Origin of the sequence: Chryseobacterium sp. CFS2, assembly GCF_036543225.1 — a bacterium.
In the GTDB taxonomy this organism is placed as follows: domain Bacteria; phylum Bacteroidota; class Bacteroidia; order Flavobacteriales; family Weeksellaceae; genus Chryseobacterium; species Chryseobacterium culicis_A.
Genome location: NZ_JAZHQU010000007.1, coordinates 198,787 through 220,276, shown reverse-complemented (window position 1 = coordinate 220,276; position 21,490 = coordinate 198,787). Strand labels below are relative to the sequence as shown.

The 21,490-nt window shown below is 37.7% G+C and carries 17 protein-coding genes; all 17 read left to right on the top strand.

Annotation, left to right across the window (positions count from 1 at the left end; translation table 11 throughout):
* The first annotated feature begins 2 nt into the window (after window positions 1–2).
* The 17 genes from ODR02_RS17350 (at window position 3) to ODR02_RS17270 (ending at window position 21,438) form a co-directional block, all read left to right on the top strand.
* Window positions 3–650, top strand: coding sequence for a hypothetical protein (locus ODR02_RS17350; protein WP_309512911.1), 648 nt, complete (start codon window positions 3–5; stop codon window positions 648–650).
* A gap of 7 nt (window positions 651–657) precedes the next feature.
* Window positions 658–1,326 (top strand): hypothetical protein, encoded by a 669-nt coding sequence (locus ODR02_RS17345; protein WP_105681611.1) that lies wholly within the window; start codon window positions 658–660, stop codon window positions 1,324–1,326.
* A 249-nt stretch (window positions 1,327–1,575) separates the two neighbouring features.
* The gene (rplK, locus tag ODR02_RS17340; RefSeq protein WP_209786948.1) at window positions 1,576–2,019 is read left to right on the top strand and encodes a 50S ribosomal protein L11; all 444 of its coding nucleotides are present in this window, start codon (window positions 1,576–1,578) and stop codon (window positions 2,017–2,019) included.
* A gap of 11 nt (window positions 2,020–2,030) precedes the next feature.
* Window positions 2,031–2,723, top strand: a complete 693-nt coding sequence (gene rplA, locus ODR02_RS17335) for a 50S ribosomal protein L1 (protein ID WP_076354938.1) — start codon at window positions 2,031–2,033, stop codon at window positions 2,721–2,723.
* A 17-nt stretch (window positions 2,724–2,740) separates the two neighbouring features.
* The gene (rplJ, locus tag ODR02_RS17330; RefSeq protein WP_105681608.1) at window positions 2,741–3,337 is read left to right on the top strand and encodes a 50S ribosomal protein L10; all 597 of its coding nucleotides are present in this window, start codon (window positions 2,741–2,743) and stop codon (window positions 3,335–3,337) included.
* Between the two features lie 46 nt (window positions 3,338–3,383).
* Entirely contained in the window at window positions 3,384–3,752 is a 369-nt protein-coding gene (rplL, locus tag ODR02_RS17325) for a 50S ribosomal protein L7/L12 (protein WP_076781873.1), read from the top strand.
* A 902-nt stretch (window positions 3,753–4,654) separates the two neighbouring features.
* Entirely contained in the window at window positions 4,655–5,791 is a 1,137-nt protein-coding gene (locus ODR02_RS17320; RefSeq protein ID WP_309512910.1) for a hypothetical protein, read from the top strand.
* Window positions 5,792–5,822: 31 nt separating this feature from the next.
* Window positions 5,823–8,420, top strand: coding sequence for a T9SS type A sorting domain-containing protein (locus tag ODR02_RS17315; protein ID WP_309512909.1), 2,598 nt, complete (start codon window positions 5,823–5,825; stop codon window positions 8,418–8,420).
* 440 nt (window positions 8,421–8,860) lie between these two features.
* Window positions 8,861–12,682: a DNA-directed RNA polymerase subunit beta gene (gene rpoB / locus ODR02_RS17310; protein WP_105681604.1), complete on the top strand. Its 3,822-nt coding sequence runs from the start codon at window positions 8,861–8,863 to the stop codon at window positions 12,680–12,682.
* Between the two features lie 122 nt (window positions 12,683–12,804).
* Window positions 12,805–17,070 (top strand): DNA-directed RNA polymerase subunit beta', encoded by a 4,266-nt coding sequence (gene rpoC, locus ODR02_RS17305; protein ID WP_105681603.1) that lies wholly within the window; start codon window positions 12,805–12,807, stop codon window positions 17,068–17,070.
* Window positions 17,071–17,157: 87 nt separating this feature from the next.
* Window positions 17,158–17,463 (top strand): DUF3467 domain-containing protein, encoded by a 306-nt coding sequence (locus ODR02_RS17300; protein ID WP_002976436.1) that lies wholly within the window; start codon window positions 17,158–17,160, stop codon window positions 17,461–17,463.
* Between the two features lie 181 nt (window positions 17,464–17,644).
* Window positions 17,645–18,295 (top strand): Crp/Fnr family transcriptional regulator, encoded by a 651-nt coding sequence (locus ODR02_RS17295; RefSeq protein WP_209786951.1) that lies wholly within the window; start codon window positions 17,645–17,647, stop codon window positions 18,293–18,295.
* Between the two features lie 125 nt (window positions 18,296–18,420).
* Window positions 18,421–19,263 (top strand): DUF5777 family beta-barrel protein, encoded by an 843-nt coding sequence (locus ODR02_RS17290; RefSeq protein ID WP_309512908.1) that lies wholly within the window; start codon window positions 18,421–18,423, stop codon window positions 19,261–19,263.
* 1 nt (window position 19,264) lies between these two features.
* Window positions 19,265–19,612: a hypothetical protein gene (locus ODR02_RS17285; protein ID WP_245169822.1), complete on the top strand. Its 348-nt coding sequence runs from the start codon at window positions 19,265–19,267 to the stop codon at window positions 19,610–19,612.
* A gap of 11 nt (window positions 19,613–19,623) precedes the next feature.
* Window positions 19,624–20,169, top strand: coding sequence for a YceI family protein (locus ODR02_RS17280; protein ID WP_209786954.1), 546 nt, complete (start codon window positions 19,624–19,626; stop codon window positions 20,167–20,169).
* Window positions 20,166–20,690 (top strand): ankyrin repeat domain-containing protein, encoded by a 525-nt coding sequence (locus ODR02_RS17275; protein ID WP_309512907.1) that lies wholly within the window; start codon window positions 20,166–20,168, stop codon window positions 20,688–20,690. Before ODR02_RS17280 ends, ODR02_RS17275 begins: the two co-directional genes overlap by 4 nt.
* 1 nt (window position 20,691) lies before the next feature.
* Window positions 20,692–21,438 carry a T9SS type A sorting domain-containing protein gene (locus ODR02_RS17270; RefSeq protein ID WP_309512906.1) on the top strand — a complete coding sequence of 249 codons (747 nt, stop codon included), beginning with the start codon at window positions 20,692–20,694 and terminating at the stop codon, window positions 21,436–21,438.
* Window positions 21,439–21,490: the final 52 nt, after the last annotated feature.

The following is a 21,490-nucleotide window of genomic DNA, read 5'->3' as shown; positions in this document are numbered from 1 at the left end:
ATATGAAAAAAATTATTGCGATACTCTTTACGGGTTTTGCCGCTTTAAGCATGTATGCCCAAGTAGGAATCAATACTAAAACACCTAAAGGTACCCTGGATGTTGAAGGAGAAACATTGGTAGAATCCTATTTAATAGATACTGAAAATACAAAGGCAAGTGGAAATTATCTTCTTCTTACCCGTTCAAAAGATACTTCACCGGTAGGTAAGGTGAAGCTGTTGGATATAACGCTCCGTAATGTAGCACCTGTAAATATGTATAATGTTGTATTGAAAAATGTAAGACAAGATGAAGTGGTAAACCTCAATACAGGATTAGATGCGGGTAAATATGTTGTGGCTATTACAGGTGCTGTTTTTACTGGAGCGGTTTCAGCAGCGAATACCACCACCAATCCCAAATCATATGGTTCTTATGCAACTGAAATTACTCAGGTAACCAGCGGTGGTATAAAATATCATGCTATTAATTTGGCTTTTAAAGGAGCAGGAACTGTTTCTTCCCAAAATGGTACCTGGACACTTACCTTAAATGTCTTTGAAAAATCATTGGTTAAAGACTGGGGAACTTTCAATGGTTCTGTTTCAGCATCTGCTTCACCTGCTTATTCAGGAGTTTCAAACACTACACCTCTAGGACTTCAATAAAAATACTATGAAAAGAAAAATTTATATCACAATAATCATGTGTCTGGGGATATTTTTGAATGCCCAGAAAGGAAAAGTAGGAGTGAATACAGCAAACCCTACGGAAACACTTGATGTTAACGGAAAAACATATACGAATTCTCTATATCTAAGAAATCCGGGAGAACCTACCATGACGGGAGGTAGCTTTTTAGCAACTTCACAAAATGGTTTGCAATTGTATGATCCTTCTTTGGAAAGCAGCGGACTTTTCAATTACCTTAAGCTTACTCTTACAGGAGTATCGGGAACAGGAATTGCGGATTATGATACCAAAATTGATGCAAACAATTTTTTGGTTATCCTTCACAATTACTCATTCAAACTGAATGATGGAACTACCAACGTAATGCTTGATTATGGGGACAATGGTGTGAATGATAACAAACAGGGATCACCAGATGTTGTTGCTTTCAAAAGTAACGGGACATGGCATGTAAGAGCAAGATTTACAGACAGCAGAATTCTTGCAGTGAGTTCATCCACTCCATCCAGAACTTATAACAACTTTACGGTTGATCTTTATCTGATGGCCTATAGAAGACTGATAGAAAAACAGAATATCAGCGACATCAATGCTGACCTGGGAGGAAATGATGGTTCTACCCAGACGATTAACAAACCCGCAGGTTTTTAATTAATATTTCCTTTTAAAAATATATGAAACGGTCATTGGGATTCCCTGACCGTTTTTGTTTTGGTGATGGTCATGATTTATTTTTTTTTCTTTAAAACTTTTTAAAAATCAGCAATTTCCGTTTGCTATTTCAAAAATATTTTATACTTTTGCAGTCCAAAAAGTAGGTTTATCATAAGTGAGTAGGATAACCTGCTGAATAATAAATGCTTCCAAACTCATTAATTATTCAAATTTAAAAAACAAACAATGGCTAAGAAAGTCTTTAAAATGGTAAAGCTTCAGGTGAAAGGTGGCGCAGCTAACCCTTCTCCACCAGTAGGTCCAGCATTGGGTTCTGCAGGTGTGAACATCATGGAGTTTTGTAAGCAATTTAACGGAAGAACCCAAGATAAGCCAGGGCAAGTTTTACCTGTAGTAATTACAGTATACGAAGACAAATCTTTTGAATTCGTTATTAAAACTCCACCTGCAGCAATCCAGTTAATGGATGCAGCTAAAATCAAGGGAGGTTCTGGTGAACCAAACAGAAACAAAGTAGGTTCTGTAACTTGGGAACAAGTAAAGAAAATCGCTGAAGATAAAATGGCGGATCTTAACTGTTTTACATTGGACTCTGCTCTTTCTATGGTTGCAGGTACTGCTAGATCTATGGGATTAAGAGTAACAGGAACTAAACCAACTAACGCTTAAAACCTAAAGAAATGGCAAAATTAACTAAAAAGCAAAAGGAAGCTTTAAGCAAAGTAGAAAAAGGAAGAATCTATAACCTTGAAGAAGGTTCAGCTCTTGTAAAAGAAGTGAACACTACAAAGTTTGATGCTTCAGTAGATATCGCTGTAAGATTAGGTGTAGACCCAAGAAAAGCAAACCAAATGGTAAGAGGTGTTGTATCTCTTCCTCACGGTACTGGTAAAGATGTTAAAGTATTAGCTCTTGTAACTCCAGATAAAGAAGCAGAAGCTAAAGCTGCTGGTGCTGACTATGTAGGTCTAGACGAATATTTACAAAAAATCAAAGACGGTTGGACAGATGTTGACGTTATCGTTACTATGCCAGCTGTAATGGGTAAATTAGGTCCATTAGGTAGAGTATTAGGTCCAAGAGGTTTAATGCCAAACCCTAAATCAGGAACTGTAACAATGGAAATTGGTAAAGCAGTAACTGAAGTAAAAGCAGGTAAAATTGATTTCAAAGTAGACAAGTATGGTATCATCCACGCTGGTATTGGTAAAGTATCTTTCGATGCTGCCAAGATCAAAGAAAATGCGCAGGAATTGATCTCTACATTGATCAAAATGAAGCCAACTGCTGCTAAAGGAACTTATGTAAAAAGCATTTATTTGTCTTCTACAATGAGCCCTGGTATTGCAATTGATACAAAATCTGTTAACTAATATTTAATCCTAAGACAATGACAAAAGACCAAAAAGTTGTAGCAATACAAGAGATCAAAGACTTGCTTCAGGATGCAAAAGTAGTATACGTAGCAGATCTAAATGGTTTGAACGCTGCTAAATCTTCAGATTTCAGAAGACAGGCTTTCAAGCAAAATATCAAAGTAAAAGTAGTAAAAAATACACTTTTACAAAAAGCAATGGAGCAAATTGAAGGAGTAGACTACTCTGAAATGTTTGAAACTTTCAAAGGTAACTCTGCTTTAATGATTGCTGAGACAGCTAACGCTCCTGCAAAATTAATCAAAGATTTTAGAAAGAAAGACGAGAAGCCGGCTTTGAAGTCTGCTTTTGTTCAAGAAACTTTCTATGTTGGTGACAACAACCTTGATACTCTAGTAAGCATCAAGTCTAGAGAAGAAATGATCGGTGAAATCATCGGATTACTTCAGTCTCCAATCCAAAGAGTTGTTTCTGCTCTTCAAAACAAATCTGAAACTGTAGAAGCTCAAGCTGAAGAAGCTGCTGCTCCTGTGGTAGAAGAAACTCCTGCTGCTGAAGCTCCAGAAGCTCCTGCTGCAGAAAGCACTGACGAAACGCCAGCTGCTGAATAATTACTCTCAAAAAATTAAATAAATAATCAACAAAAACATTACAACAATGTCAGATTTAAAAAATTTAGCTGAAACGCTAGTAAACCTAACTGTAAAAGACGTAAACGAATTAGCTGCTATCCTTAAGGATGAGTACGGAATTGAGCCAGCTGCTGCTGCTGTAGTTGTTGCTGCAGGTGGTGCAGGTGAAGCTGCTGAAGAAAAGACTGAATTCGACGTAATTCTTAAGTCTGCAGGTGCTTCTAAATTAGCTATCGTTAAATTAGTAAAAGATTTAACTGGTGCTGGTCTTAAAGAAGCTAAAGATATCGTAGATGGTGCTCCTGCTCCAATCAAGCAAGGTGTTTCTAAAGACGAAGCTGAAGCTCTTAAGAAGCAATTAGAAGAAGCTGGTGCTGAAGTAGAATTGAAATAATTTCAATTTTATTATAAATATAGAAGCCCGGGCATTTGCCCGGGCTTTTTTTGTATGTAAGTCTTTGTAAATTCATGTCTTATTTCATAATTGTATTTTAATATTGTTGACTCTTGTTTGTATATATTTTATTATGATTGGTTATTTTTCAAAAATTAACATAATATTTTACGTTAATTTAGTGATTTGTTTATTTTGTGTGAATTTTTATTAATAAAACATTGTTTTGGTTGAAAAAATATTATATTTGTATCGAAAAAAACACAACATAATTGGATAGAAATTACTTTCTTTCCTACGGCCATAAGATTACTCTTTTGTTGCTTTTGGCGGCTGTAGGAAAAATAAACGCTAAGTTTATATCTGTTAAGATGATAAAACCTGAGTTATCATACCGTACAGATATTACTAACTACCTGCAGCCCTGCTTAGCTGATGTTTCAATTCATTTGTGTGCTGAAACAGAAAATCAATTGGCAGCTACCGGTAAATTGCCTGTCTATCAAAAGGAAGCTTATGTATTCTATGACAAAGATTTCCAATATAATCTTTGTTTCTTTAAAAACACCCATCTTCATATATCTTTCCCCGGCAACATAAAACTTATAACCATATCAAATACATGGAGTCATTCATACCGGAACTATAAAGAGAATATTTTTCTGGCATTTAAAGAAGTTAAAAAGTTCTACAGTAATTCCATTAAACTTGTAGACGGTTTTAAGTTTATCATAAAAATTCCTGATAAACCAATCCATTCCCTTATCTGATACTATTTCTTACAATTTTAACGCTTTCTTGCAGTACAATCTGTCATTTCATTTAGTATTTAAATGAGAACGCCCGAAAATTGCCCTTTCAAAAAAACACATACACATAAAAAACAGCAAACATCATTACAAATGAAAAACAAATTATTAACCATCGCTCTTTTATCAGTTGGCTTGTCCACATTCGCTCAGGTAGGGATTAATACCAATCAAGCTCAGGCAACCTTTGATATCGTAGGATCACCTTCCAATACCAGTAAGTTTGACGGCGTTATTGCTCCAAGGCTTACAGGGGTACAATTAAAAGCTAAAAATTATACGACAGCTCAAACAGGAGCCATAGTATATGTTTCATCAGCCGAAACAGCACCTACAGGACAAACTGTAGATGTCGTTTCTCCAGGTTACTATTATTTTGACGGTGCCAAATGGAATAGCTTAAGCGGAAGCTGGCGAACAGTAGGAAATACCGGAACAACAGCAGCAACAGCAGCCTTAGGAACAGACATTGGGAGTGGAAATTACTTAGGAACAAATGACGGTCAGAACTTAGTTTTGGCTACCCAGAAAAATGTAAAAGGAATTTTGGATATAAACGGAACTCTACAGGGAGGTAATTCTAATTCTGCCACAGGCCCTTATGCCTCAGTTACTTGGGGTTCAAATAACACCCTTACAAACAGTACCTCTTCAAATGTGGCGCTGGGAAAAGACAATATAGTCTCTGCACAGGGGAATTTTCCGGCTGTAGCCATTGGATTAAGCAATACAGCGAATAATGGTGCTAAAGTAATAGGGAATAATAACAGCGCAACAGGAGCCAATAATTTAGTCTTTGGAAATCTGAATACAGTAACGGGATTGACGGGGCTGACTGTTGGGAATAATCATACAAATAATGGCGGAATTGCCATTGGGAGCGGAAACACAACATCAACAAACAATGTAGCTGTTGGTTCTGCCAATACAGCAAGCGGTACAGAAGCTTTTGCGATAGGATTTTCAGGACAGGCAGCTGCGGGACAAATGGTTTATGCCAACAAAGTACACGTTTTCTTCAATAAAGGAAATGGAACAGATACCATACTAGGAATCAATATGACTCCTACTGCAGCAACTTCTACAGGTGCTGCGATTCAGATGAAGGGAATTGCTTCCAGTGCTAATGCTACGTGTACTACGGCTGAAGAAGGCGCAATCCGTTATAATACAACGGCTAAAGTACATGAAGGCTGTAATGGTAGCAATTGGAAAGCCCTTTACAATTAATAAAAAAACACAAACCTTAAAAAAATAAAAAATGACCAGAAAATTATTCGAAAAGCTAGCTGCGATGCTCATGACATTGATGATGTCGGCAGTACTGTTTGCGCAGCAGGGCTATGAACCAATCCGAGGAATGGGTGTAGAGGCAAAGCCTGTCAACAATTCAGGGATTTGTCTTGCGTGCTATAACGGAAGTATGAATCCTGTAGTAGATGCCAGTCTTGATAACAGTGTAAGTATGGGAAATTTCGCTTCTCTGTTAAGTGGAAACGGAATATCTGTAAAAAATAAAAATACAACATATCCTGCGGGATATATTACCGGATTCAATGTAGACCTGGGAACAAGTTTTATTACGGTGGATCTTTTGAGCTCTTTGAGGATCAGTACCTATAAAAATGGAGTTCTTCAGGAAACAACCACCAGCAGTACTCTTTTGTCGGTACCTGCATTCGGGGGAAGCAAAAACAGAATATTCCTGCACTTCAAGACTTCAAAAGAATTTGATGAAGTGAGGTTATACCAAACCAATGTTCTTTCTGTATTCAGCGCAATGAATGTATATTATGCATTTGCATTTGACCCTGCAAAAGTGCCAACGGATAATAATGGTATTTGCGATGACATTATTGCCGGAAGTGGTGTTGATGGAAATGTATCCGGAAGCAGCAGTTTCCTGGCTCCGCTTTCTTATGTTCAGAATAAAGAAAGAATTGGAGATGGATATAAAAACTCTTATGGATCAATCGTATTGCCGATAGGGTTGCTAGGATCTTATTCAGTGGGAGTTCTCGATAAAAATCAGGTATATCCTGCAGGGAACAGAACCGGTTTTGTAATAGAGCCTGATGATCAGGGAAAACTCCTAAGTGCTGAGTTTTTAAAAAATATTACCATAGAAACGTATCTTTTCGGTCAGCTTCAGGATTCAAAACAACTGTCTGACGGAGGAGGCCTGATTAATATTAAAGTGTTGGGGTATGGTTCAGGAAAACAGAAAGTTACATTAACCAGTACTAAACCTTTCAATGAAGTAAGATTGAAAATTACCCAAACACTAGGGTTTAATTTAGGAGCGATGAAAGTATATTATGCTTTTGAAGAACCTGTTTCCTGTGATTGTGATGATAAAATCCAGACAAGCGGTTCTGCTGTACCTGGGAATTTGGTTACAGGTGCTGCATGGACATCAGGTCCGGGATTCCTTGGTCTTATTTTAGCTAAAATGATCAATCCGGAAGCGATTGTAGATAATAATCCATCCAATTATGCAACAGCTACTGTTCCGGCAGCGTCTATATTCAGTCTTTTCTCTGCATTTGCAACAGTAAGCAGTAATTCAATACTTCCTGTCAATACAATGGCTGGATTTACGGTAGAAAAAGCAGGAAATCTTCTTGGAGTAAGTGTTCTGGAAAATATCACCGTGACATTGTATAACGGAAATACTTTGACTGATACCTTTACAAGTTCGGGAAGCCTTATCAGCGGGAACTTCTTCACTACCAACTCAAATAAATTCTATGTTGGAGGAAAGGCTACAAAACCTTTCAACCGTATCAAGATTACGTTCAATAGCGGAACAGCGATTCGTATTCCTCAAAATTATTATATCTACAATGCTTTTGCGAGCAGAGATGATGATAATGATGGTGTTCCGAACTGCTTTGATCAGTGCCAGGGAGGAGATGACAGCATAGATAATAACGGAAACGGAATTCCTGATTGTGCAGAAGGCTGTACGGCAGTAAATGACAAATCTCCTGCACTGGATACAGATGGAGATGGTATTGTAGATGCCTGTGATTTGGATTCTGATAATGACGGAATTCCGGATGCGGTAGAGGATTTTGATAACAATGGTAAGTTTCAGGATGATGATAACGAAGGAGATATCCTTTTGACACCAGTATTAGGAGATTCTGTTCCTAATTATCTTGATCTGGATTCCGATAATGATGGTATCTTAGATTTATTTGAATCTGGAATTCCAACATCTGTAATCAATCAGATCGATGCAGATCGAAACGGCGTTATTGATGCGAATGTTCCGGTAGGTAAAAACGGAATTGCTGATATTCTGGAAACGTCACCTGATTCAGGCGTACTGAAATATCCAATCAAAAATACAGATGGTGATGATAAACCGGACTTCCTGGATATTACGTCCAATGGTTCAGATCCGGACCTTTATCAGATCGGAAAAGCAAACCTTGATACGTTAGGAGGAGGATTTATCTCTACGATCAACGACAAAGATAAAGACGGAATTCAGGCTGTGGTAGATACAGATCTTGTGAAAAGAGGATCTCCGGGCTCACCACTTTCACCTTATGCTTCGTTTCTGAAAAATGCGTCCAACACCGCTGCTAAGATCACTACTGCTGAAATCACTGAAGCTGCCAATGATGTGAAAGTATATCCAAACCCTGTAAAAGCAGGAGAAACCCTTAGCATTACATCAGTGGAAGAAGGAACGTATACTTTATTCTCAGCACAGGGTCAGGTTGTTAAGACAGGTAAATTCAATGCCGGTACTGGTATTGATACCTATTCACTTCCAACAGGGCTGTATATGATAAAAATAGAAACTAAATCGAAAATAAAATCTTATAAGGTTATTGTGAAATAATCATAAGATTAGCTTGTGTTGTGGAGGGACTGCTCATTTTGGGCAGTCTCTCTTATTTTAAGAGTCTCAAAATGAGAGGATTTATTTGTTATTGTGGATAACTTTTTGTATCTTTGCCCCTCTTTTGGCGCGAAAAATTGTTTGTAAATTTATAAAATACTGAAAATCAAATCTTTCATTGTGTAAAACATGAAGGGGATTTCGTGTGTATAGATATTGCGGTAATATAGCCTCAAAAGTAATAAAAATATTTTGCATTACGCTGTGAAAAGATATACCAGTGTTGCAGTTAGAAAGAGCCAAGTACAGCGTTAAAAGAGTTCTAAGGTCCTTCGTGAGCGCCAAAAACACTTTTACCTTTTGCTTTTACCTTGTTTCTTGTTCTTTTCTGATATTTTTTAATGAATCAAAATATTTTTTAACCCTTTCTTAAAAGTTTTATGAGTAAAACAAAATCAACAACTCAAGGAAATCCGAGAATTAATTTCTCATCAGCGAAAGGAAAAATTATCACTCCAGACTTTTTGGATATCCAAATTGAGTCTTTCAGAGAATTTTTCCAGCTTGATACACTTCCTGAAGCCAGAAAGACAGAAGCTCTTTACAAGACTTTCCAAGAGAATTTCCCAATTACGGATTCAAGAAACCAATTCGTATTAGAATTCTTAGACTATCTGGTAGATTCTCCACGTTATTCAATTGATGAGTGTGTGGAAAGAGGACTTACTTATTCAGTTCCTCTAAAAGCTAGACTTAAATTGTATTGTACTGACCCGGAACACGAAGATTTCCAAACTGTGGTTCAGGATGTATATTTAGGTCCGGTTCCTTATATGACGCCAAGTGGGTCTTTCATCATCAATGGTGCTGAAAGAGTTATCGTTACGCAGCTTCACCGTTCACCTGGTGTATTCTTCGGACAGACTTACCACGCGAACGGGACCAAACTTTACTATTCAAGAATTATCCCTTTCAAAGGATCTTGGATGGAATTTACAACAGATATCAACAGCGTAATGTACGCGTATATCGACCGTAAGAAAAAATTACCATTAACAACTTTATTAAGAGCTATCGGATACGAATCTGATAAAGATATCCTTCAAATCTTCGACCTTGCTGAAGAAGTGAAAGTTTCTAAAGCTGCCCTTAAAAAAGTGGAAGGGAGAACATTGGCTGCGAGAGTATTGAACACTTGGTTCGAAGATTTCGTAGACGAAGATACAGGTGAAGTAGTTTCTATCGAAAGAAACGAGATCATCTTGGATAGAGAAACAATCCTTGAAAAAGAACACTTAGATCTTATCCTGGATGCTGGAGTGAAATCTATCTTGATTCACAAAGAAAACAGCAATGAATTCTCAATCATTCAGAATACATTACAAAAAGACCCTACTAACTCTGAAAAAGAAGCGGTAGAGTATATTTATCGTCAGTTAAGAAACGCAGATCCACCAGATGAGGAAACGGCAAGAGGAATCATTGAAAAATTATTCTTCTCTGAGCAGAGATACTCTTTAGGTGAAGTAGGACGTTACAGACTAAACAAAAAGTTAAGTCTAAACATCCCAACTACAACTGAAGTTCTTACAAAGGAAGATATCATTGCAATCGTAAGACACTTAATTGAGTTAGTAAACTCAAAAACGGATGTGGATGATATTGACCACTTATCAAACAGAAGAATTAAAACTGTTGGTGAGCAATTGGCAGGACAATTCGGTGTAGGTCTTTCAAGAATTGCAAGAACAATCAAGGAAAGAATGAACGTTAGAGATAATGAAATCTTTACTCCGCTTGATCTTGTAAATGCTAAGACATTAACATCTGTAATCAACTCATTCTTCGGTACCAACCAGCTATCTCAGTTCATGGACCAAACCAACCCTCTATCAGAGATCACTCACAAGAGAAGATTATCTGCACTAGGGCCTGGTGGTTTATCAAGAGAAAGAGCAGGTTTCGAGGTTCGTGACGTTCACCATACTCACTACGGAAGAATTTGTCCGATTGAAACTCCGGAAGGACCAAACATCGGTTTGATTTCATCTCTAGGGATCTATGCTAAAATCAACAACCTAGGTTTCATTGAAACTCCATATAGAAAAGTAGACGGTGGTAAGATTGATCTTAACGCTGATCCTATCTATCTAAATGCAGAAGACGAAGAAGACAAGGTAATTGCTCAGGCAAACGTTGAATTGAGCGATAACGGTGATTTCTTAACAGACAGAATTATTGCAAGATTAGATGGTGACTACCCGGTAGTTGAACCAGCTCAGGTGAACCTTATCGATGTAGCACCAAACCAGATTTCTGGTATTTCTGCTTCATTAATTCCATTCTTGGAACATGATGATGCGAACCGTGCATTGATGGGATCTAACATGATGCGTCAGGCCGTTCCTCTATTGAAGCCACAGGCTCCAATCGTGGGTACAGGGCTTGAGCAACAAGTTGCAAGAGATTCAAGAATCTTAATTAATGCTGAAGGTACAGGTACTGTAGAGTATGTAGATGCTGACAAGATTACCATCAAATACGAAAGAAGCGAAGACGAAGATTTAGTACAATTTGAGTCTGCTACTAAAACATACAAACTGACTAAGTTCAGAAAAACTAACCAGAGTACAACCATTACCCTAAGACCAAACGTAAGAGTAGGTGATGTAGTGGAGAAAGGACAGGTACTTTGCGACGGTTATGCTACTGAAAAAGGAGAATTAGCTCTTGGTAGAAACTTAGTGGTAGCGTTCATGCCTTGGAAAGGATACAACTTTGAGGATGCAATCGTAATCAACGAAAAAGTTGTACGTGAAGACTGGTTTACTTCAATCCACGTAGATGAGTACTCTCTTGAAGTTCGTGATACCAAACTAGGTATGGAAGAGCTTACAGCAGATATTCCAAACGTATCTGAAGAAGCTACTAAAGATCTTGACGAGAACGGTATGATCAGAATCGGTGCTGAAGTGAAGCCTGGAGATATCATGATTGGTAAAATTACTCCAAAAGGTGAATCTGACCCGACTCCTGAAGAAAAACTTCTTAGAGCAATTTTCGGTGATAAAGCTGGTGATGTGAAGGATGCTTCATTGAAAGCTGACTCTTCATTAAGAGGAGTTGTTATCAACAAGAAATTGTTCTCTAGAAACATTAAAGACAAAAAGAAAAGAACTGAAGAAAAACTTAGACTTGAAGAAATTGAAAACACTTACAAGGCTAAATTTGACGAGTTGAGAAATACTTTAATTGAAAAATTAAATACACTGGTAAGCGGTAAAACTTCTCAAGGGGTACAAAATGACCTTGACGAAGAAATCATCGGTAAAGGTGTGAAATTTACTCACAAGTTATTAACTTCAGTTGAAGATTATGTAAATGTTAGCGGTGCAGACTGGACAGTTGACGCTGACAAGAATGAATTGATCAAACAATTAATTCACAATTACAAAATCAAATATAACGACATCCAGGGAGTTAAAAACCGTGAGAAATTTGCAATTTCAATCGGAGATGAGCTTCCGGCAGGGATCATGAAGTTGGCTAAAGTTTACATCGCTAAGAAACGTAAACTGAATGTAGGAGATAAGATGGCAGGACGTCACGGTAACAAAGGTATCGTTTCAAGAATCGTTCGTGAAGAAGATATGCCATTCCTGGAAGATGGAACACCAGTAGATATCGTATTGAATCCACTAGGGGTACCTTCTCGTATGAACATCGGTCAGATCTACGAAACCGTTCTTGGATGGGCTGGTAGAAAATTAGGATTGAAGTTCGCTACGCCAATCTTCGATGGAGCAAGTCTTGATCAGATTACTGAATATACTGAGAAAGCAGGTCTTCCTAAATTCGGTCACACTCACCTTTATGATGGTGGTACCGGAGAAAGATTTACTCAGGCTGCGACAGTAGGTATCATTTACATGTTGAAACTAGGACACATGGTAGATGATAAGATGCACGCACGTTCTATTGGTCCTTACTCATTGATTACTCAGCAGCCGTTAGGAGGTAAAGCTCAGTTCGGAGGTCAGAGATTCGGAGAGATGGAGGTTTGGGCACTTGAAGCATTCGGTGCATCTAACATCCTGAGAGAGATCCTTACTGTGAAGTCGGATGACGTGATTGGTAGAGCAAAAACTTATGAAGCAATTGCGAAAGGTGAATCTATGCCTGAACCAGGTATTCCAGAATCATTCAACGTATTACTTCACGAGTTACAAGGTCTTGGATTAGACGTAAGATTGGAGGAGTAAGATATCAGATGTCAGACACAAGATGTCAGACTATGGCACTCTAAAAATTTTATAATCCTTGAATTTGGAATGATGATTTCGTCTGAAATCTGAAATCTGAAATCTAAAATCTAAAAAAAATTATGTCAAATAAAAATAAATCAAGTAGATTTAATAAAATAACCATCGGTTTAGCTTCACCAGAGTCTATTTTGCAAGACTCAAGAGGAGAGGTTTTAAAGCCGGAAACTATTAACTACAGAACTCACAAGCCTGAAAGAGACGGGCTATTCTGTGAGAAAATCTTTGGTCCTGTAAAGGATTACGAATGTGCTTGTGGTAAATACAAGAGAATTCGTTACAAAGGGATTGTGTGTGACCGTTGTGGAGTAGAAGTTACTGAGAAAAAAGTAAGAAGAGAGAGAATCGGGCACATCAACCTTGTAGTTCCAATTGCACACATCTGGTATTTCCGTTCATTACCAAACAAAATCGGATACCTTTTAGGAATTCCTTCTAAGAAATTAGACATGATCATCTACTACGAAAGATATGTAGTGATTCAGCAGGGTATTGCTAAAAAATTAGACGGTTCTGATTTTGAAAATATGGAATTCCTTACAGAAGAAGAGTACCTTGATATCATGGAAACTCTTCCTGTAGAAAACCAGTATCTTGATGATTCTGATCCAAACAAATTCATCGCCAGAATGGGTGCTGAAGCTGTTGAAGATCTATTAAAAAGAATTGATCTTGATGCATTGTCTTTCGACTTGAGACACAAAGCTCACAACGAAGGTTCAAAACAAAGAAGAACTGAAGCGCTGAAAAGATTGAACGTTGTAGAAGCATTAAGAGGTGCTAATACAAGAATGATCAACAGACCAGAGTGGATGATCATGCGTGTACTTCCTGTTATCCCACCAGAATTAAGACCATTAGTTCCATTGGATGGAGGACGTTTCGCAACTTCTGACTTGAATGACCTTTATAGAAGAGTTATTATCAGAAATAACCGTTTGAAAAGATTATTGGAGATCAAAGCTCCTGAAGTAATCTTGAGAAACGAGAAGCGTATGCTTCAGGAATCAGTAGATTCATTATTCGATAACACAAGAAAATCTTCTGCAGTAAAATCTGAATCAAACAGACCATTGAAATCACTTTCTGATTCATTGAAAGGTAAGCAAGGTCGTTTCCGTCAGAACCTACTAGGGAAAAGGGTTGACTACTCTGCGCGTTCGGTAATTGTTGTAGGTCCAAACTTACAGCTTCACGAATGTGGTATTCCTAAAGATATGGCAGCTGAACTTTACAAACCATTCATCATTAGAAAACTAATTGAAAGAGGTATTGTAAAAACAGTAAAATCTGCAAAGAGAATTATCGACAGAAAAGAACCAGTAGTTTATGATATCCTTGAAAACGTGATGAAAGGTCACCCTGTTCTATTGAACAGAGCACCTACTCTTCACAGATTGGGTATTCAGGCTTTCCAACCTAAGATGATCGAAGGTAAAGCAATCCAGCTACACCCGTTAGTAACTACGGCCTTCAATGCCGATTTCGATGGTGACCAGATGGCAGTACACTTGCCGTTAGGACCAGAAGCGATCCTTGAAGCTCAGTTATTGATGTTAGGTTCTCAAAACATCTTGAACCCTGCAAACGGTTCTCCAATTACAGTACCATCTCAGGACATGGTTCTTGGTCTTTATTTCATGACTAAAGAATTAAGCTCTACTGAGACGATGAAAGTAAAAGGAGAAGGTCTTGCATTCTATTCTCCTGAAGAAGCGGAAATCGCTTATGCTGAAGGTAGAGTATCTTTAAATGCTAAAGTAAGATGTAGACTGCCTATCAAAGAAGATGGTGAAATCGTTACAAGATTGATCGAAACTTCTGTAGGTAGAATCCTATTCAACCAGATTGTACCTAAGCAGGTAGGATATATCAATGAACTTCTTACGAAGAAATCATTGAGAAACGTTATCGGTAAGATTCTTGCTGATACAGATTTCCCTACAACTGTGAAGTTCCTGGATGCAATGAAAGACTTAGGGTATTCAAATGCATTCAAAGGAGGTCTTTCTTTCTCACTAGGGGATATTGTAGTTCCTGTTGAGAAAAAGCAGATGATTGCTACTTCTATTGAAACTGTAGACGAAATTAGAGCTAACTATAACATGGGTCTAATTACAGATACAGAACGTTATAACCAGGTAATCGACGTTTGGACAAATACCAACGCTGGATTAACTGAAATGATCATGAGCAGAATGAAAGTTGACCAAGGTGGATTTAACTCTGTATACATGATGCTTGACTCTGGAGCGAGGGGTTCTAAAGAACAGATCCGTCAGTTATCAGGGATGAGAGGTTTGATGGCAAAACCGCAGAAAGCCGGATCTACCGGAGCGGAGATCATCGAAAACCCGATCCTTGCAAACTTTAAGGAAGGTCTTTCGATTCTAGAGTACTTTATCTCTACCCACGGTGCTCGTAAGGGTCTTGCGGATACCGCTCTTAAGACAGCCGATGCTGGTTACTTAACGAGAAGATTGGTAGACGTTGCACAGGATGTTATCGTTACAGAAGATGACTGTGGAACGCTGAGAGGTACAGAAGTTACTGCACTTAAGAAAAATGACGAGATCGTTGAAAGAATCTCTGAAAGAATCTTAGGTAGAGTATCCCTTCATAATATCTATGATCCGGAATCTGACGAGCTTATTGCGAGTGCAGATCAGGTAATCATCGAAGAATTAGCTAAGAGAATTGAAGAAGCAGGATTAGAAGCTGTTGAAGTTCGTTCACCATTAACTTGTGAAGCTAAGAAAGGTATCTGTGCAAAATGTTATGGTAGAAACCTGGCAACAGGTAAAGTAATTCACATGGGTGAAGCGGTAGGTGTAATTGCAGCACAGTCAATTGGGGAACCAGGTACTCAGCTTACGTTGAGAACTTTCCACCAAGGGGGTACTGCCGGAAACGTATCAGAAAACCCATCTATTGTTGCAAGAAGAGATGGTATCGTTGAAATGGACGAAGTAAGAACAATTACTTCTGAAGATGAAAACGGTAATACAGCTGAGGTTGTAGTTTCTCGTTCAACAGAATTCAGATTAGTTGCTGATAATGAGTCAAGAACTCCATTAATGGTAGCTAACGTACCTTACGGATCTATATTATCTGTGAAACCAGGTGATAAAGTGAAGAAAGGAGATACAATCTGTAGATGGGATCCATATAACGCGGTTATCATTGCTGAAACTTCAGGTAAGGTAGAATACGAGGATATCATCCAGGGTATTTCATTCCAGCTTGAAATTGACGAACAAACAGGATTTGAAGAGAAAGTAATCTCTGAATCTAGAAATAAGAAAGCCGTACCTACCTTGAAAGTGGTAGACTCTAAAGGTATTGAGCAAAAAGCTTACAACTTACCGGTAGGAGCCCACTTAATGGTTAACGATGGTGAAAAAATTAAGGCGGGTAAAGTCTTAATCAAGATCCCAAGAAAATCTGCAAAAGCAGGGGATATCACCGGAGGTCTTCCGAGAGTTACCGAATTATTCGAAGCAAGAAACCCTTCAAACCCAGCGGTTGTTACTGAAATCGACGGGGTAGTTTCTTACGGAAAAATCAAGAGAGGTAACCGTGAACTTATTGTTGAGGCTAAAACTGGAGAAAGAAAAATCTATTTGGTAAAACTTTCTAACCAGATTCTTGTTCAGGAGAATGACTTCGTAAGAGCAGGTTCTCCACTTTCTGACGGTTCTATTACACCAGAAGATATCTTAAGAATTAAAGGTCCAACTGCCGTTCAGGAATACTTAGTAAACGAAATTCAGGAAGTTTACCGTCTACAGGGGGTAAAAATCGACGACAAGCACTTCGAAATTATCGTAAGACAGATGATGACGAAAGTATCTATCGTTGATGGAGGTGATACTCAGTTCCTTGAAGGAGCTCTTGAGCACAAGTATGATTTCTTGGAAGAAAACAACAGAGTATTCGGTCTTAAAGTAGTTGTAGATGCTGGTGATTCTAAAGAATTCAGCCCAGGTCAGATGATTAACGCAAGAGAATTAAGAGACGAAAACTCTAAATTAAGACGTGAAGATCAAAACTTGGTAGAAGTAAGAGAAGCTCTTCCTGCTACAGCAACACCTGTATTACAAGGTATTACCAGAGCAGCCCTTCAGACTAAGTCATTCATGTCTGCAGCATCGTTCCAGGAAACCACTAAGGTTCTTAACGAAGCAGCAGTTGCTGGTAAGGTAGATAATCTTGGAGGTCTTAAAGAAAATGTAATTGTAGGACACAGAATCCCTGCAGGTACAGGTCTTAAAGAATACCAGAACGTTATTGTTGGTTCTAAGAAAGAATTCGAAGACCTTAACTAAAATTAATGATTTGAAATTTGGGATTTGAAATTATTTTTATATTTTCACAATCTCAAATTTCGAATTTTAAAAACATAATTTATAACAATGGACAACAATCAAAATCCACAAGACGGAAACATCAACATCGAATTAAACGAAATGGTAGCTGCTGGTATCTATGCTAACCTAGCTTTAGTAAACCACTCTCCATCTGAATTTGTAGTAGACTTTATTCAGTTGATGCCAGGTGTTCAGCAAGCTAAAGTAAGATCAAGAGTAATTCTTGCTCCACTTCACGCTAAAAGAGTATTAAACGCTCTTCAACAGAACATCGCTAACTACGAGCAGCAGTTCGGAGAAATCAAAGAAGTTGAGCCTTTCGTATTAGGAGGAAACAACGTTCAAGCGTAAGATTTCTTTTACAATAATATAAAGAATGCCCTGGTTTTCCAGGGCATTTTTTTATTCTACACCCTAAGTAAAGGAGATTAAAATCTTTTTAATTGTTAATTTTCTTTAATAAGGTAAAAATATATAGTAACGATATAGCAATTTTATATCTTTGTTTAAGAAAAAGCAGAAAATATAAGATATGATTGATAACTCGTTCGCTGTAAGTAAATTTGGCTTTCTGGGCACTGATTTTTTATCCGAGCTCGAAAAGCATGCTGTTGCCATTGATATAAAAGCAAAAACTGAAATCATAAGAGAAGGACAGAAGAATAAGTTTGTCCCTTTCTTAATAAAAGGATCTATCAAGGTTTTTACCCTTAATGATGGAAGAGAACTCATCTACTATTATATTAAACCTAAAGATAGTTGCCTTATGACCTTTTCTTCTATTTTGACGGATTATATCAGCAGAGTATATGCCGTAGCAGAAGAAGACTCAAAAGCTATTCTCATCCCTGTTTCTATAATGCATGAATGGCTGATTAAATTTCCGGAAATCAATAAACTGTTTTATCATGAATATGACCGCAGATTTTCAGAAGTTATGAATATGGTAAATGATGCCGTTTTTCACAGGCTTGACAAGAGAGTGCTGAATTATATTAAACAACAGATTTCAACCACAGGAAGCAACCCTATTAAGATCACCCATCGCGAAATTGCCAACAGTTTGGGAACTTCAAGAGAAGTTGTGAGCAGAGTTTTGAAAAAAATTGAAAGCGAAGGTGAAATCGCTCAGACCAAAGAAGGAATAAAAGTTCCTGTAAATGAAAATGTTAGGATGATCTAATTTTATTTGTTTGAATTGTTTATTCCTATCATTGATAAAAACAATTTGAGTGGTGACTTTTATCACCTATTTTTGAATTGAGAACTCGATAAGTTTGTTATATCATAATTTAATTCAAATTGTATATGACAAAAACTCTCTTATTTTTGTCAGTATTTTCTTCAGGTCTTGTCTTTGCACAGGAAGATCTGTTGAAAGATATTGACACGGTGAAAACCAACACAGAAACCTCACAACCCGCCTTCAAAGCGCTTCAGATTGTTACAGGGCAATCTACAAAACTGGCTGCCAAAAAAGAATGGTACATTATCGTTGCCCATAGATTTGGAGATATAAGCGCAGGATTTAAAGACTTTTTTGGTCTGGATCATGCTTCTACCAAATTAGGTGTTATCTATGGCATCTCAGATGCAGTATCTGTAAGCCTTTCCAGAGAAACGAATATGAAAACGTTTGAAGGAGCAGTGAAATACAGACTGGTAAAACAAAGTGAAAACTTTCCGGTGGATATTGTGGGGTACAATGTAATGGGTGCCAATACTGAACTGGATAAAGATACGTATCCACACCTGAAATTCAATGACAGGCTTTCTTATCTTACACAGGCATTAATCTCGAGAAGGTTCAATGATAAGCTTTCCGTACAGCTTACCCCTTCCTTCGTTCACAAAAATCTTTACGAACCTACTATTGAAAACAAAAACCAGTTTCTGGCAGGTTTGGGAGGACGCTACAAAATCTCAAAAAGAGTTTCTCTGAATGCAGAGTACTTTGTGAATTTTGACGATCACAGTTTTTATAAAAATCCTTTATCATTAGGGGTGGATATAGAAACAGGAGGACACGTGTTCCAGCTTTTACTAACAAACTCCCAGATAAATTCAGATATCGGATATCTTACCAATGCCACAGGAGCATGGGGAAAGGGACATATTTTCTTTGGGTTTAATCTTTATAGAGTTTTTTAATATGAAAAAGCTAACATCCTTATTGATATTGTCATCAGCAATCATACTGATGGCTTGTGACAGCAGAACTTATGAAGAGATTTCTGACAACACACCAATCACTGCTCCGGTAAAATATACAGCAGATGTAAAACCCATTGTGGATAACAGCTGCATAGGCTGTCATTCTGCAGGAAGCTTTAAACCCTTAGTTACTTATGATCAGGTCAAAAATAATATAGACGGAATTCTGGACCGTATCCAAAGACCTAACGGTGATCCCGGAAAAATGCCACAGGGAGGATCTTTGTCTGCTACCCAGATCAATATTTTCATCAAGTGGAAAGCTGACGGATTAAATGAAAATTAAAAAAAATTGATATGAAAAAATTAGCATTATTAAGCGTATTACTCTTTTCTGCAGGGTATGCTTCAGCACAAAAATACAGTTCTAAAACAGGAAAAGTGACTTTTGAAGCTTCGGTTCCTTTGTTTGATGATATTTTTGCCCAGGATGACAATAATATTGTGATTCTGAACGCAGATAACGGCGAAATGGCATCCGTTTCTACCGTTAAAAACTTTCATTTTAAAACCAAATTAATGGAAGAGCATTTCAATGAAAGCTATGCAGAATCTGCAAAATATCCGAAAACAACTTTCAAAGGGAAAATAGTCAACTTTGATAAAACAAAACTTACGGCAAGTCCTCAGAAATATACCGTTCAGGGAACGTTAAACTTTCACGGTGTAGACAAAGCGGTTGCTTCAGCAGCCACTCTATATGCAAAAGACGGAAAAATCTATATGCAGGGTGGATTTATGGCCAGACCTGCTGATTATAAAGTTACGATTCCTAAAATGGTGACTAAGAAAGTGGCCGAAAATGTCAATATTGAATACAACTACGTAATGGTGAAACAATGAGACCGCTAATCTTACTATTTGGACTATTCCTGAGTTCATTGATCTCTGCCCAGGAAAAGGCAAAATCAATATTTGATATTGCCAGAAACGGAACCGTAACTGAAGTTCAGGAGTTGATGAAACAAAATCCGGATATCATTAATCAAACTAATGAGAACGGATTTTCACCCCTTATTTTAGCATGTTACAGAGGAAATACAGGCGTTGCAGATTTTCTGATTGATAACGTAAAAGATGTCAACTACAAAAGCCGTGAAGGAACAGCACTTGCCGGTCTTGCTATTAAATACAACAAAGATCTGGTAGAACACCTGTTAAAGAAAAAAGCGGATCCCAATATTGCGGATGCTACGGGATACACTCCTTTATTCTGGGCTGTAAAATCCGGAAATAAAGAACTGATAGAACAGCTGCTTAGATATAAAGCAGATAAAACAAAAAAAGATTCAATGGGAATGACTCCTTTTGAATATGCATTGCAAACCAACAACAAAGAAATTATTAACCTTTTTAAAAATTGATATGAAAAAAACTTTACTAGTACTTAGTTTAGCTCTTGCTAATTTTGCATGGGCACAGTTTTCGTCAGGCGTTGTAAATCTACCCAGTACAGCTATGACGGTGAAATTAGATACGACTCCAACCGGAGTAACTATTACGGTAACAGGTGACAGCAACTCTATGTTGGGAATAGGTTTTGGAACTGTAGGAATGGCTCCAGGATCAGACGGGTTTATTTATAATACATCGGCGAACAGAGATTATACATTTATTGGGATGACAACGCCTAATGCAGATGCTTCTCAGGACTGGACGGAAACTTCCAATACCATTTCCGGAAGTACAAGAACTGTAGTGGCAACAAGATCCCTTTCAGGTGGGGCAGGAGATTTTGCTATTGCCAATGCTGCCGGAACAATCAATATCTTTTATTCCCGTAAAAGTACCGGAACTTCTTTAGGATATCATGATGCAGGAAGAGGATATGCTTCTTTAACCATGACAGCAGCGAGTTTATCTACTAACGAAATTGCTTCCAATAGCAAGAAGGTAAATCTTTACCCGAATCCTGCGAAATCAACGGTAAACTTCAAAAACTTTGATAAAATTAGAAGTGTTGATATCTATGAAGCAACCGGAAGAAAGATAAAATCAGTACAACCGGAGGGTGAAAGTATCAATATTGAAGACCTTAAATCAGGAAGTTATTATCTTGAAATTCAGCTTAAAGATGGAACCACATCTTACGAAAAACTGATTAAAGAATAATTTTTAGAAAAAGCACACCTAAATATTTAGCAATGATACCTCTGATTTTTCA

Coding starts and splice junctions, on each gene's coding strand:
- ODR02_RS17350 (WP_309512911.1), top strand. CDS start 3: ATGAAAAAAATTATTGCGATACTCTTTACGGGTTTTGCCGCTTTAAGC.
- ODR02_RS17345 (WP_105681611.1), top strand. CDS start 658: ATGAAAAGAAAAATTTATATCACAATAATCATGTGTCTGGGGATATTT.
- rplK (WP_209786948.1), top strand. CDS start 1,576: ATGGCTAAGAAAGTCTTTAAAATGGTAAAGCTTCAGGTGAAAGGTGGC.
- rplA (WP_076354938.1), top strand. CDS start 2,031: ATGGCAAAATTAACTAAAAAGCAAAAGGAAGCTTTAAGCAAAGTAGAA.
- rplJ (WP_105681608.1), top strand. CDS start 2,741: ATGACAAAAGACCAAAAAGTTGTAGCAATACAAGAGATCAAAGACTTG.
- rplL (WP_076781873.1), top strand. CDS start 3,384: ATGTCAGATTTAAAAAATTTAGCTGAAACGCTAGTAAACCTAACTGTA.
- ODR02_RS17320 (WP_309512910.1), top strand. CDS start 4,655: ATGAAAAACAAATTATTAACCATCGCTCTTTTATCAGTTGGCTTGTCC.
- ODR02_RS17315 (WP_309512909.1), top strand. CDS start 5,823: ATGACCAGAAAATTATTCGAAAAGCTAGCTGCGATGCTCATGACATTG.
- rpoB (WP_105681604.1), top strand. CDS start 8,861: ATGAGTAAAACAAAATCAACAACTCAAGGAAATCCGAGAATTAATTTC.
- rpoC (WP_105681603.1), top strand. CDS start 12,805: ATGTCAAATAAAAATAAATCAAGTAGATTTAATAAAATAACCATCGGT.
- ODR02_RS17300 (WP_002976436.1), top strand. CDS start 17,158: ATGGACAACAATCAAAATCCACAAGACGGAAACATCAACATCGAATTA.
- ODR02_RS17295 (WP_209786951.1), top strand. CDS start 17,645: ATGATTGATAACTCGTTCGCTGTAAGTAAATTTGGCTTTCTGGGCACT.
- ODR02_RS17290 (WP_309512908.1), top strand. CDS start 18,421: ATGACAAAAACTCTCTTATTTTTGTCAGTATTTTCTTCAGGTCTTGTC.
- ODR02_RS17285 (WP_245169822.1), top strand. CDS start 19,265: ATGAAAAAGCTAACATCCTTATTGATATTGTCATCAGCAATCATACTG.
- ODR02_RS17280 (WP_209786954.1), top strand. CDS start 19,624: ATGAAAAAATTAGCATTATTAAGCGTATTACTCTTTTCTGCAGGGTAT.
- ODR02_RS17275 (WP_309512907.1), top strand. CDS start 20,166: ATGAGACCGCTAATCTTACTATTTGGACTATTCCTGAGTTCATTGATC.
- ODR02_RS17270 (WP_309512906.1), top strand. CDS start 20,692: ATGAAAAAAACTTTACTAGTACTTAGTTTAGCTCTTGCTAATTTTGCA.